This window comes from Nocardia albiluteola (assembly GCF_018860155.1).
Classification (GTDB): Bacteria; Actinomycetota; Actinomycetes; order Mycobacteriales; family Mycobacteriaceae; genus Nocardia; species Nocardia albiluteola.
Genome location: NZ_JAHKNI010000005.1, coordinates 345,657 through 357,912, shown reverse-complemented (window position 1 = coordinate 357,912; position 12,256 = coordinate 345,657). Strand labels below are relative to the sequence as shown.

The 12,256-nt window shown below is 68.9% G+C and carries 14 protein-coding genes and 1 pseudogene; 8 read left to right on the top strand and 7 right to left on the bottom strand.

The features are described 5' to 3' along the window. Positions 1–70 precede the first annotated feature (70 nt). The 5 genes and pseudogenes from KO481_RS17555 to KO481_RS17535 all read left to right on the top strand — a co-directional run bounded on the left by KO481_RS17555 (position 71) and on the right by KO481_RS17535 (position 3,249). A complete protein-coding gene (locus KO481_RS17555; RefSeq protein ID WP_215918226.1) occupies positions 71–220 on the top strand; it encodes a hypothetical protein in 150 nt (49 codons plus the stop codon). 118 nt (positions 221–338) lie between these two features. Continuing rightward, positions 339–624 (top strand): annotated as a pseudogene (locus KO481_RS17550) (DivIVA domain-containing protein); the annotation flags it as partial. 832 nt (positions 625–1,456) lie between these two features. Further along, positions 1,457–2,041 (top strand): DNA-3-methyladenine glycosylase I, encoded by a 585-nt coding sequence (locus KO481_RS17545; protein ID WP_215918225.1) that lies wholly within the window; start codon positions 1,457–1,459, stop codon positions 2,039–2,041. A gap of 167 nt (positions 2,042–2,208) precedes the next feature. Next, positions 2,209–2,376, top strand: coding sequence for a DUF3117 domain-containing protein (locus KO481_RS17540; protein WP_215918224.1), 168 nt, complete (start codon positions 2,209–2,211; stop codon positions 2,374–2,376). Positions 2,377–2,400: 24 nt separating this feature from the next. Continuing rightward, complete coding sequence (locus KO481_RS17535) at positions 2,401–3,249, top strand: putative RNA methyltransferase (RefSeq protein ID WP_215918223.1); 849 nt, start codon at positions 2,401–2,403, stop codon at positions 3,247–3,249. Between the two features lies 1 nt (position 3,250). On the opposite strand, the gene glgA is transcribed toward KO481_RS17535, so the two are convergent. Continuing rightward, a complete protein-coding gene (gene glgA, locus KO481_RS17530; protein ID WP_215918436.1) occupies positions 3,251–4,405 on the bottom strand; it encodes a glycogen synthase in 1,155 nt (384 codons plus the stop codon). A gap of 116 nt (positions 4,406–4,521) precedes the next feature. Here glgA and glgC point away from each other — a divergent pair, with 116 nt between their 5' ends. Beyond that, positions 4,522–5,736, top strand: a complete 1,215-nt coding sequence (glgC, locus tag KO481_RS17525) for a glucose-1-phosphate adenylyltransferase (RefSeq protein WP_215918222.1) — start codon at positions 4,522–4,524, stop codon at positions 5,734–5,736. A gap of 164 nt (positions 5,737–5,900) precedes the next feature. On the opposite strand, the gene KO481_RS17520 is transcribed toward glgC, so the two are convergent. From KO481_RS17520 to KO481_RS17495, 6 genes are all read right to left on the bottom strand, one after another. Then, positions 5,901–6,128: a hypothetical protein gene (locus KO481_RS17520; protein WP_215918221.1), complete on the bottom strand. Its 228-nt coding sequence runs from the start codon at positions 6,126–6,128 to the stop codon at positions 5,901–5,903. A gap of 88 nt (positions 6,129–6,216) precedes the next feature. After that, positions 6,217–6,456, bottom strand: coding sequence for a hypothetical protein (locus KO481_RS17515; protein WP_215918220.1), 240 nt, complete (start codon positions 6,454–6,456; stop codon positions 6,217–6,219). Positions 6,457–6,613: 157 nt separating this feature from the next. Further along, entirely contained in the window at positions 6,614–8,275 is a 1,662-nt protein-coding gene (locus KO481_RS17510) for an ABC transporter permease (protein WP_215918219.1), read from the bottom strand. Beyond that, positions 8,272–9,213 (bottom strand): ABC transporter ATP-binding protein, encoded by a 942-nt coding sequence (locus KO481_RS17505; RefSeq protein WP_215918218.1) that lies wholly within the window; start codon positions 9,211–9,213, stop codon positions 8,272–8,274. The genes KO481_RS17510 and KO481_RS17505 overlap by 4 nt, the downstream gene beginning before the upstream one ends. A 33-nt stretch (positions 9,214–9,246) precedes the next feature. Next, positions 9,247–9,969, bottom strand: coding sequence for a TetR/AcrR family transcriptional regulator (locus tag KO481_RS17500; RefSeq protein ID WP_215918217.1), 723 nt, complete (start codon positions 9,967–9,969; stop codon positions 9,247–9,249). Between the two features lie 124 nt (positions 9,970–10,093). Further along, entirely contained in the window at positions 10,094–10,741 is a 648-nt protein-coding gene (locus KO481_RS17495; protein WP_308166654.1) for an O-methyltransferase, read from the bottom strand. A 351-nt stretch (positions 10,742–11,092) separates the two neighbouring features. On the opposite strand from KO481_RS17495, the gene sigE reads away from it, so the two are divergent. Both sigE and KO481_RS17485 read left to right on the top strand, forming a co-directional pair. After that, positions 11,093–11,731, top strand: a complete 639-nt coding sequence (sigE, locus tag KO481_RS17490; RefSeq protein ID WP_215918434.1) for an RNA polymerase sigma factor SigE — start codon at positions 11,093–11,095, stop codon at positions 11,729–11,731. A 61-nt stretch (positions 11,732–11,792) separates the two neighbouring features. Next, complete coding sequence (locus KO481_RS17485) at positions 11,793–12,251, top strand: zf-HC2 domain-containing protein (protein ID WP_215918216.1); 459 nt, start codon at positions 11,793–11,795, stop codon at positions 12,249–12,251. The last annotated feature ends 5 nt before the right edge of the window (positions 12,252–12,256 follow it).

Below are 12,256 nucleotides of genomic sequence, written 5' to 3'. Positions count from 1 at the left end.
CATCGGAACGAGAACGACGAAAGTTGTTGGCATGTACCCACCGTCCTCGGATACCAGGGATCTGTGGTTGATGAACAGCCGCGATTGCTCGCACGATCCGGGCGAGCTCACCTACGACCACGCCCGATTCCTGCTGACCGTGCACGCCGGGCACGGCGGCGGATGCCGCCAGTATCTCGCCGCTGCCGCCTACTGTTTCCGGCGCACCGGGGAGCGGTGAGGGGAGGGGAACGCCGGGCCGGTGCCGCGGGGGCGGCGAGCCGACCGGGCCCGCGCAGCGGGTGGAGCCGGGGGAACCGGCCCGGCGTCCCTCGCCCGGTGCCCCTATTCTCGAACCCATGCTCACGATGCTGCTGTACGTGCTGATCGTCGGATTGGTGGCGGCGCTGCTGTTCTTGATCGCCAGCGCGGTATTCGGGCGCGCCGAGGAACTCGGCCCGTTGCCGGCGGGCACGACCGAGACGGTCCTGCCCGCCGAGCACATCAGCGGCGCCGATGTCCGAGACCTGCGCTTTCAGCAGGTATTTCGCGGTTACAAGGCCGGCGAGGTGGACTGGGCGCTGGCCCGGCTCGCGGCCCGCATCGATGAACTGGAGGGCCAGCTGGCCCGGGCACGGGGCGAGTCGCCACGGTCGGCCTCGACGGCTTCGGTGGAACGGACCGGGGCCGTGCCGCGCGCGTGGACCGGCGCCACCCCAGCCGTTGCGCAGCCCGCCACCCCCCGCCCGGCGCAAGCGGACGAACGCGGCGCGCCGGTGTCCGGCGAGGAGCGCACGGTCCGGACCGAACGTCGGCCCGCGGGCGGTGCGGAACGTCCGGTCCGGACAGATCAGCAGAGTCCGTCCGGCGAGGAGCGAACCGTCCGGACCGAACCCCAGGGCGGTCCCGGGCCGACGGCGGGGAACAACGGGACGCCGACGGCCCGACCGGGATTCGATCCGACCGCGCAGTCCGGCGGCACTCACCCCGGCACGGGCGCGATTGCGTGGCCCGGACCGGCCGGAACCGGACCGTGGGAGCCGCCCGTCGCGGCGAACAGCATCGCCCAGCCGCATCCGGCGCCCGAGCCCCACACCGGCTCATGGAGCTCGGGACTGCTGCCCGCAGTTCCCTCCGGCGCGCCGCATCCGGCGGTGCCGGAGATATCGCGCCCCGAGCAGGCCGCCGGCGCCGTGGCTCCGGGGGCGGAGCACGCCGGGAGCGCCCCGTCGACCGGCAGCCTGGCACTGCCCCCGGTCACTCCGGCGCAGTCCGCGTTCCTGCAGCCACCCGCCCACCCCGGCGGTGCCGGAACCCCGTCCGGGCAGTCGTAGGCGCGAATGCCTGTTCCACCGCGCCGACCTCGGTCGATGCACCGCCGGGGCGAGTCTGTCGGTGCCGGGTCATACCCTCGACCCATGATCCCGACCGCGCACGTATCGCAGCCCATCGAACGGCCCGCCGAGCGGAGCGCACGGTGAGCCCCGCGCCACGCCCGGCCGAGCCGGAGTCCGACGGCAAGGTGCGGTGCGGATGGTCCGAGTCCTCGGCGCTCTACCGGGACTATCACGACGACGAGTGGGGCAAGCCGCTGCACGGTGACGACGCACTGTTCGAGCGGATGTGCCTGGAGGCGTTCCAGTCGGGGCTGTCGTGGATCACGATCCTGCGCAAGCGCCCGGCGTTCCGGGCGGCGTTCGCCGATTTCGCGATCGACCGGGTGGCCGAGTTCGGCGAGGCGGATGTGGAGCGGCTGCTTGCCGATCCGGGCATAGTGCGCAACCGCGCCAAAATCGAGGCCAGCATCGCCAATGCGCGCGTCGCGCGCGAGCTGGACATCGGTCTGGACAAACTGCTCTGGTCGTTCGCGCCGCCGCCGCGCCCGCGGCCGGCCGCACTGTCCGACGTGCCCGCCGTCACACCCGAATCGGTCGCTCTCGCAAAGGAACTCAAGCGGCGGGGTTTCCGGTTCGTCGGCCCGACGACCGCATATGCGCTGATGCAGGCGACCGGAATGGTCGACGATCATGTGGCCGATTGCTGGGTCTCCGCAGGCGGGTGACCACACGCCCGGCTGGTCGGTTTTGGAACTCAGGTACCCGCCTCGATCACCGATAGGGAAGAATGGGCTGGGTGTAGCCCTCCCCACATGGGTGGGCTACCTGTTGGTGACAACACGAGTTCCAAGAAAGTGCGCAGAAGACCGCGCGGATCTGGAGGGAGCAGAGGATGGCGGCCATGAAGCCCCGCACCGGGGACGGTCCCCTCGAGGCAACCAAGGAAGGGCGTGGAATCGTCATGCGGGTTCCACTCGAGGGTGGCGGGCGGCTGGTCGTCGAGCTGACGCCCGAAGAGGCGGAGGCTCTGGGCAAAGAGCTCATGCAAGTCACGGGTTAGCAGCAGCTCGACACACCCGAAGTGGTGGAGTCACAGCTAGCTGCGGTCGCGTCCCTGCTGGCCTGTCCCGAATGCGGTGACATTCTGGCTGTCCGCGATCGCTCGTTGTTCTGCGCGCGCGGACACGGTTTCGATATCGCCCGGCAGGGATACGTCAGCCTGCTGACGGGTGCGTCGACCAAGATGTCCGGCGATACCGCGGCCATGCTCGATGCACGGGCCGCCTTTCAGGATGCCCGGCACTTCGCGCCGATCGCCACCGCGATGGCGACGATCTCCGCCGAAGGCGCGGGCACACGATTTCCGCACTCCATACTCGAAATCGGCTCCGGTACCGGCTATTACCTCGCGGCCGCCCTGGACGCCACGCCGGACGCGCACGGGATCGCCTTGGACGTGTCCAAGCCCGCCGCCCGGCGTGGCGCCCGCGCGCACCCCCGGGCCGCCTCGATCCTCGCCGACGTCTGGCGCGGCCTGCCGATCCGGGACGGGCTGGTCGATGTGGTGCTCTCGGTCTTCGCGCCCCGCAACCCGGACGAGGTCGCCCGGGTGCTCGCACCGGGGGGTTCGTTCATCGTGGTCACCCCGACGCCCCGCCATCTCTCGGAACTCATCGCTCCGCTGGGGATGATCGGCGTCGACGCGACGAAGGACGACCGGCTCGCCGAGGCGATGTCCGGCCGCTTCGACCGGGTCGACACCGCGCCCGTGGAGTATTCGCTGCGGCTCACTCACCCGGATGTGGGCAATGTGGTGGCCATGGGTCCGTCGGCGCATCACGCGAGCGACCTGCGTGCGGCACGGATCGCCGCGCTGCCCGAGACGGTCGAGGTCACCGCCTCGGTCACGGTCTCGCGGTACCGGGCTCGATAAGTCAGCCCTTGCGGATCCGGTCGTACAGCCGCAGGGTCGCGGCGGCAACCCGGGCCCAGTCGAATTCTGCGACCGCCCGGGCACGCCCGGCCGTGCCGAGCGCGGCGGCCAGTTCGGCGTCGCCCGCGACGGCGTTCACCGTCGCTGCCAGCTCGTGCTCGAAATCCGCGGCCCGGTCGGCGTCGTAATGCACCAGGCGGCCGGTCGAATCGGCCACGACCTCCGGAATCCCCCCGACATCCGAGGCGACGACCGCGGTGCCGCAGGCCATCGCCTCCAGATTGACGATGCCCAGCGGCTCGTACACCGAGGGACAGATGAATACCGTTGCCGCGGCCAGGATCTGACGCACCTGCTCCGCCGGCAGCATCTCACGCACCCAGAACACCCCGCCGCGGCGCTGTGCCAGCTCGGCCACGGCCGCGGACACCTCAGCCTCCAGCTGCGGCGTGTCGGGCGCGCCGGCGCACAGCACGAGCTGGATGCCGTCGTCGAATTCGCGGGCGGCGGCCAGCAGATGGGACACGCCCTTCTGCCTGGTGATCCGCCCGACGAACGCGGCGATCGGCAGGTCGGTGCGCACCCCCAGCTCGGCGAGCACGTCGCGGGCTTCCTCGACGGGCCCGCCCGGATGCCAGATGTTCGCATCGATCCCGTTGTGTATCACGTGGACTCGATCGGGGTCGATGGCCGGGTAGGCGTCGAGCACATCCAGTCGCATGCCCGCGCTGACGGCGATGACGGCATCGGCGTGCTCCATGGCATTGCGTTCGGACCACGAGGACAGCCGGTATCCACCGCCGAGCTGCTCCGCCTTCCAGGGCCGCCGCGGCTCGAGCGAATGTGCCGTGAGCACATGGGGTATGCCGTACAGCGTGGCGGCCAGATGTCCGGCCAGGCCCGTGTACCAGGTGTGCGAATGCACCACGTCCATACCCTCGGCGGCATCGGCCATGCGCAGCTGCGCCGACATCATCTGCAGCGCGGAATTGGCCGCGTACAGCATCGGATCGGGCTGATGGACCACCGCATCGTTGCGCGAGACGCCCATGCAGTGCACGCTCACCTCGCACAGCCGGCGCAGCTGGGCAGTGAGCTCGGTGACGTGAACACCGGCCCCGCCGTACACCTCGGGGGGATATTCACGGGTCATCATCGCGACTCGAAGCCGGTCGCGTTCCTCGGGGGCGGCGCCCAAAGTCACCGGTCCAACCTAATCGTTCACCTCCGTCATGACCACCCGTCCGACGCTAGGACGGTAGGTTGGAACACGTGAGGAGCCAGCCGCACGTACTCGGGATAGTGCTTGCCGGTGGTGAGGGCAAGCGCCTGTTCCCGCTCACGAAGGATCGCGCCAAGCCCGCGGTCCCCTTCGGGGGCGCGTACCGGCTCATCGACTTCGTGCTGTCGAACCTCGTGAACGCGGGATTTCTGCGGATATGCGTTCTCACCCAGTACAAGTCGCACTCGCTGGACCGTCACATCTCGCAGACGTGGCGGCTGTCGGGCTTCGGCGGCGAGTACATCACCCCGGTGCCCGCCCAGCAGCGCCTGGGCCCGCGCTGGTACACCGGCAGTGCCGACGCGATCATGCAATCGCTCAACCTGATCTACGACGAGGACCCCGACTACATCGTGGTCTTCGGCGCGGACCACGTGTACCGGATGGATCCCGAACAGCTGGTCGCGCACCACATCGACTCCGGCGCGGGGGTCACCGTGGCCGGCATCCGGGTGCCGCGCGGCGAGGCGAGCGCGTTCGGCTGCATCGACTCCGACGAGTCCGGGCGCATCACCCAGTTCCTGGAGAAGCCGGCCCACCCCCCGGGCACCCCCGACGACCCGAACGTGACCTTCGCCTCGATGGGGAACTACGTCTTCACCACCAAGACCCTGGTGGACGCGATCCGCGCGGACGCCGACGATTCGGACTCCGACCACGACATGGGCGGGGACATCATCCCCACCCTGGTCGGCAAGGGCGAGGCCGGCGTCTACGACTTCGCCGAGAACGACGTGCCCGGCTCCACCGACCGCGACCGCGGCTACTGGCGCGACGTGGGCACCATCGACGCCTTCTACGACGCCCACATGGACCTGGTCTCGGTGCACCCCGTCTTCAACCTCTATAACAAGCACTGGCCGATCCGCGGCGCCGCCGAAAACCTCCCGCCGGCCAAATTCGCCCGGGGCGGGCTGGCCCAGGAGTGCATCGTCGGCTCCGGCAGCATCCTGTCCGCGGCGACGGTCCGCAATTCGGTGCTGTCCTCCAATGTCACCATCGAGGACGGCGCCACCGTCGAGGGCAGCGTGCTGCTCCCGGGTGTCCGCATCGGCCGGGGGGCCATCGTCCGGCGCGCGATCCTGGACAAGAACGTCATGGTCGGCGAGGGCGAGACCATCGGCATCGATCTCGCTCGCGACCGCGAACGGTTCGCCGTCAGCAACGGGGGAATCGTCACTGTCGGCAAGGGCGTCTGGGTGTAGCCCTTACTCCATCGGGACGGCTACTTCGACGTCAGCAGGCCCTGGGCGCGGTGCTCATTCCCATCGGGACGGCTACCTCGACGTCAGCAAGCCCTGGGCGCGCGCGGTGCTCACTCCCATCAGGACGGCTACCTCGATGTCAGCAAGCCCTGGGCGCGCGGTGCTCACTCCCAGCCCGACGGCGGGGTGTTGGGGGTGGCCGTGCAGAACGGGTAGCAGACGGCGGGGGTGGTGGGCGCGATGACGCTGCTGTTGCTGTGCTTGTTGCCGTAACCGCTGACCAGCAGCATCACCAGCAACGCGAGGAAGACCGCGAACCCCAGGACGACGATGACCAGCGTGATCCAGCCGCGTGGCAGGACTTCGAAGAGAATCGCCCGCTCGTACACCATCGTTCATCACCCCACGACTGAACCACTCACTGCCACAATGATATCGGTTCACAGTACGTGCGGATCGGCCAGCGGCGTAGGCATTCCGTCAAGACGTGGGGGGCGGCGGCGTTCGCAGCGGCGACGGCGAGTCGCCGCAGAAGGGCGCGCAGGTGCCCGGGGTGGTCAGCACCGGGGACTTCTGCTCGGTGAAGTGCGCCCCGCCGACCAGCAGCAGAACCAGCAGCGCGATGAACACCAGCAGCCCGAACATGACCACCATCGGTCCGAGCCAGCCGGTGGGCATGAAGTCCCCGAGCTCGTTCTGGAGCTCGTCGAAATCGGCCATCCTGTCTCACCCATCGACCGCCGAGGCCGCGCGACGACACATGTATGGTGCGCAGAACAATCGGGCGATCGACCAGAACAGTACGCTCCCCTGCGACCGGGGAGCGTACCGCCGGTGAACTCTTTCCTCGCCCGGCGAGCCGACGGGGTTGGTCTGCTCAGCGCAGATCGCGGCGGCGGAACGCGACCAGGCCGATCCCGGCGAGCACCGCGGCGATCACCACCAGCACGACTACCGGCGTCGCCGTGAACGGCGCCGAGGGCAGCTTGGGCAGGTGGCTGTACGGGTCGATGTCCAGAACCCATTGCGGTATACCGGCTATCGACCCGAGCAGGTACAGCGCCACCCCGGCGGTGAAGACACCCCAGGCCAGGCTCGCCCACCGCGGCAGCAGCCCGAACAGCAGCACCGCGGCGCCTGCGAACAGCCAGACGGCGGGCAGCTGCACCATGGCCGCGCCCAGCACCCGCGGCAGCTTGCCGCTCACATCGTGCGCGGCGATACCGTAGGCCAGCCCGCCCAGCAGGCCCGAAACACCCAGCACGATAACGGGTCCGAGCAGCGCGTACAGCAGATGGGATGCGACCCAGCGAATCCGCCCGACCACACCGGTCAGCACGATCTCCGCGCGATCGGCGGACTCCTCCGAATTCAGCCGCAGCACCGCCGAAATCGCGTAGGCGGCCGCGGCCAGGCCGAGCATCTGATAGCCGGTGGTGATGAAGGCGTCCTCGAGCCCCGAAGCGCCGCCCATGCGAGTGACGATGTCCTCCACGGATTTACTGCCGCCGATCTCGTTTCCGATGCCGTGGATGATGCTGCCGATCACCAGTCCGTACAGTCCGAGCCCGACGGTCCAGGCGATCAGCGTGCCCCGCTGCAGCCGCCAGGCGAGCCCGAACGGCCCGGCCAGGTTCTCGCTTGCCGCCGGCGCACCGGGACGCTCGGCGATCAGCCCGGCCCCGATATCGCGGCGGCTCAGCAGCGCGTAGGCCACGCCGGTCAGCACGATGGTGGCCGCCACATGCAGCAGCAGCACCCACCAGTGGTCACCCGAGAGCGCCCGCACCTGAATCGACCAGCCCTGCGGCGCAAGCCAGCTGAGCGGATCGGCCGGCCCGTTCGAGGCACGGGCATCGCCGATGGCCCGCAGCGTGTAGGTCACCGCCAGCACGACGAACGCAATGCCCCGGGTGGTGCGGGCACTGGCGGACAGCTGTGCGGCCACCGCCGCGACGGCGGCGAAGACGATGCCCGATCCGGCCAGGGCCAGGCCGAACGCCAGCGCACCGTGCCCGTCCACGCCAGCGCCCTTGATGCTCGCCGCGCCGAGCAGGCCGGTGGCCAGCGCGCCGAGGCAGGCCACCAGCAGCGCCGCGGTGAGATTGGCCAGGCGCCCGAGCCGGGTCGAGGCGAGCAGCTCCTCGCGGCCGGTCTCCTCCTCGGCGCGGGTGTGCCGGATGACGGTCAGGATCGTCGCGATCCCGATGATCGTGAAGAACATTCCGGCCTTCCACAGCCCCGCGGCCGCGCCGGAGGTCTCGTTGTAGGCCGGGCCGTACATCGCCAGCTGGGCGGGGCTGGTGTTGACCGAATGGACGAAGTGCCGGATCTGATCCGGCGTGGAATACACCTTCTGGGTGGCCTTGACATAGACGCTGCCCAGTGGCAGCGACAGCAGGATCACCCACAGCGGCAGCACGATTCGATCCCGCCGAAGATACAGCCGGAACAGTCGCCAGGTCCCGGTGAATTCCGAAGCGCCGCGCGATGTTTCAGAGGCCCGTCCGGCCGGGCCGGCGAGTGTCGCGGTGGTCATTTCGACGCCTCCGCGAGCTTCTGCGCGCCGGTCGAACCGTCGACGACGGCCTGCCCTTCGACCGAATAGTGGCGCAGGAACAGCTCTTCCAGCGTCGGCGGCTGGCTGACCAGGCTGCGCACCCCGGCATCGCCGAGCACACGGATGAGCTCGCCGAGGTGCTCGCTGTCGACCTGGCAGCGCAGCGTGTGGTCCTCGACGGAGATGTCCTCGACGCCCGCGATCCGGCTCAGATCGCCCGGGTCGCCGATCAATTCGGCCTTGATCGAGGTACGGCTCAGGTGCCGCATCTGGGCCAGCGACCCGCTCTCCACGGTCTTGCCGGCCCGGATGATGGTCACCCGGTCGCACAGCGCCTCGACCTCGGACAGGATGTGACTGGACAGCAACACCGTCACCCCGCGCGCGGCGGCCTCCCGGGCGCATTCGCGAAATACCTGCTCCATCAAGGGATCCAGGCCCGAGGTCGGCTCGTCGAGCAGCAGTAGTTCGCAGTCGGAGGAGAAGGCCGAGACCAGCGCGACCTTCTGCCGGTTGCCCTTGGAGTAGGTGCGCGCCTTCTTGCGCGGATCGAGCTCGAAGCGCTCGATCAGTTCAGCTCGGCGGGTGGGGTCCAGCCCGCCGCGCATGCGCGCCAGCAGGTCGATGGTCTCCCCGCCGGACAGCGACGGCCACAGCGTGACATCGCCTGGGACATAAGCGATATCGCGGTGCAGCGCGACCGCGTCGGCCCACGGGTCGCGGCCGAGTACCTCGGCGTCGCCGGAGGTACGGGCCAGGATCCCCAGCAGGATGCGGATGGTGGTCGACTTACCGGCCCCGTTCGGGCCCAGGAAGCCGTGCACCTCCCCCTCGGCGACGTCCAGATCGAGACCGTCGAGGGCACGTACATGTCCGAAATGCTTGTGCAGCTCCCGGACAACGATTGCCGATGACATCGAATCTCCTGTGTCTGCGGCACGGATTCGGGTTCAGCCGTCCGTGCCGGATGTGTGTGCGGGTGGGTTGTCTGATGCGGAATCCGCTTGCGCGGCCGCGCCGTCGCGGTGTGCGAGCAGCGTGTCCAGCGCCATCGAGTCGGTCAGCAGGCCGTTGGTGTAGATCTCGACCATGGGCAGCATCACCAGATCGGCGTACTCGCGCAGCATCTTCCGATAGTCGGTCGGACCCTGGTGCTGTGCGGCATAGAGCTGCATGAACATCGCGAACCCGCCACCGTTCAGCAAGCCCATGACTCGCGCGGTCGCCTTGATATCGCTCGGCGCGCGCAGTGATCCGTTATCGATACCGACCCGCAGGTAGGTCTCCATATCGCCGACCATGTGCTCGAACAGCTCGACCATCAGCGGACCGCCGTCCTGCAGGCTGCGCAGCAGGTAGGCCAGCTGCGGAGCGAACTCCTCGACATCGGCCAGCGCCTGGAGCAATCCCTGCGGCGAGGGATTCTCCATGTACTTCATCTTTTCCCGGCGAATGAACTCCCGGACCTGATCGTCGCACGCCTCCCGCAGCCCGTCCTTGGAACCGAAATGATGGTTGACCAGGCCGGGCGACACCCCCGCCGCGGCGGCGATGGCGCGGACACCGACCCCGAAACCCTGCTCACCGAACAGGGTCGTGGCGGCATCCCGGATGCGGGCGCGCGTGTTCAGATCCTCGGGGGATCCTTCCGGTACGGCTGCTCCTTTAAACACATGTTCAGTATATTAAACAGCCGTTCAATCGTCACGCAAGACTCGCCGGGAATCTCTTCGATTTCTTTATCGCCGCAGGTCAGGAACGGTTAGCGACGGTAACGACCCATGCGTGTCGCGCCGGCTACCCCCGCGACGCGCAGAGCAGCCCGTCCCCCACCGGAATCAGCACGCTCGTGAGGCTGGGATCCTCGGCGATGGCCCGGGTCGCCGCGCGCACCGCCTGCGCGCCGGCGTCGCGCTGGGTCGGATCGGGGACCCGCCCGCCCAGCAGGGCGTTGTGCAGCATGATCGCGCCGCCCTCTCGCAACAGCCGCACCCCCTGCTCCACGTACTGCGGATGCTCGAGCGGGGCCGCATCGATGAACACCAGGTCGTAGGCCCCATCGGCCAGGCGCGGCAGCACGTCCAGGGCGCGGCCGTTGATGAGCCGGGTGCGGGCCGGGGTGATCTCGGCCGCCCGGAACGCATCGCGCGCGGCGCGCTGATGTTCGGGCTCGGAATCGATGGTGGTCAGGGTGCCGTCCTCGCGCATCCCGTCCAGCAGCCACAGGCCGCTGATCCCCGCGCCGGTGCCCACCTCGACCACCGCCCGCGCGCCCAGCAGCTGCGCGTACATGCTCAGCAGCGCGCCCACCGACGGCGGCACCGGCGCCGCGCCCAATTCGGTGGCCCGCTCACGCGCGGCGACCATCACCTCGTCCTCGACCACGGATTCCTCCACATAGGCGAGGTTGCGCTGCAGGGCCGATGCGGCGGAATTGAGACTCACGGCTATGAGGCTAACGGCGGAACCGGCCCGGAGCGTGTCGTGACAGATCCGATGAACCAATTTTTCTCAGGTGTCGTTCAGCCTTCCCATATCAACAGCACATCGAGACCACGTTAAGTAAGCACTACGCAAAGGCCGTCCGATCGGCGGCCGGTGCCGGGAACAACCGGGCAAGGGTTGCGGTTGTACCCGTCGAATGACAGCTTCTGTCATCTGTGCCGGCCACGGTCCCGAGTAGGAGGTAACCCCATCCACAAGGTCGATGCGGCGCGTGAGTACGCCACCCTGCCAGAGGCGAGCCTGTCGATCGACGGTGTCCCGGCCGACTTCGCCCTGCCCGCCACCGACGGCATCCCCGTCCTCGCGCCCGAACTCACCTCCGACGGCTCCCTCGCGCTCACCGAGGACGAGCAGCTCTCGGGGACCGCGGCCTTCGACGCCACCGGCGATCGATCGATGATGCCGAGCTGGGACGAGCTGGTTCGCGAGCACGCCGACCGGGTGTACCGGCTGGCCTACCGCCTGACGGGCGATCCGCAGGACGCCGAGGATCTCACCCAGGAGACCTTCATCCGCGTCTTCCGCTCGCTGCAGAGCTATCAGCCCGGCACCTTCGAGGGCTGGCTGCATCGCATCACCACCAACCTCTTCCTGGACATGGTGCGGCGGCGCAACCGGATCCGCATGGAGGCCCTGCCCGAGGACTACGATCGCGTGCCGTCGGACGGCCCGGATCCCGAGCAGGCCTACCACGACGCGAACCTCGATCCGGACCTGCAGTCGGCGCTGGACGCGCTGGCGCCGGAGTTCCGCGCCGCGGTGGTCCTGTGCGATATCGAGGGATTGTCCTACGAGGAGATCGGCGCCACCCTCGGTGTGAAACTGGGCACCGTGCGCAGCCGCATCCATCGCGGGCGGCAAGCACTGCGGGAGCACCTTGCGCATAATGGATCTCAGGAGCGGCTTGCCGCCCAGGAAAGCGTCGGGTAATTCGGGCCGCCACGGCGGCGTCCCCGGCACAACCAGTGAGGTCGGAAGAGGTGTGCACCGTATGAGTGGCGAGGAGCCTGCGACAAATCGCGGTTCGAATTCCGCGGCCGGTCGTGTTTCCGGTAGTGCATCCGGTCGCCGCCCGCGCTTCGCCCCGACCGAACACCTGGCCAGCGAGGCCATCGCGGCCTATGTCGACGGCGAGCTGCGCATGAATCCCTATCTGCGCGCCGCCGAGCATCTGGCCCGATGTTCCGAATGCGCGGCGGAGGTCGAGGCCCAGCAGCAGGCCCGCATTGCTTTGCGCCAGGCCGCCCAGAGCCATATTTCCGCTCCGCACGATCTGCACGACACGCTGAGCCGGATTCCGCTCGCCGACCTCACCGGCAACAGCGTCGAGGATATGTCCCGCGGTGTGAGTTTCCTGGGCCTGCGGGCGGATTCGTTCCGTTTCGCCTCCCAGCCAGGCCGGGAATTGAGTTCCGACAGCAGACGGTGGACCGGTTGGTGGCGGAAGTAGAGTTC

Bases quoted from the DNA above. Each gene is read 5' to 3' on its own strand.
- KO481_RS17555 (WP_215918226.1), top strand. From the start codon at position 71: ATGAACAGCCGCGATTGCTCGCACGATCCGGGCGAGCTCACCTACGAC.
- KO481_RS17515 (WP_215918220.1), bottom strand. From the start codon at position 6,456: ATGGCCGATTTCGACGAGCTCCAGAACGAGCTCGGGGACTTCATGCCC.
- KO481_RS17510 (WP_215918219.1), bottom strand. From the start codon at position 8,275: ATGACCACCGCGACACTCGCCGGCCCGGCCGGACGGGCCTCTGAAACA.
- glgA (WP_215918436.1), bottom strand. From the start codon at position 4,405: ATGATGACCCGTGAATATCCCCCCGAGGTGTACGGCGGGGCCGGTGTT.
- KO481_RS17540 (WP_215918224.1), top strand. From the start codon at position 2,209: ATGGCGGCCATGAAGCCCCGCACCGGGGACGGTCCCCTCGAGGCAACC.
- KO481_RS17520 (WP_215918221.1), bottom strand. From the start codon at position 6,128: ATGGTGTACGAGCGGGCGATTCTCTTCGAAGTCCTGCCACGCGGCTGG.
- KO481_RS17485 (WP_215918216.1), top strand. From the start codon at position 11,793: ATGAGTGGCGAGGAGCCTGCGACAAATCGCGGTTCGAATTCCGCGGCC.
- KO481_RS17505 (WP_215918218.1), bottom strand. From the start codon at position 9,213: ATGTCATCGGCAATCGTTGTCCGGGAGCTGCACAAGCATTTCGGACAT.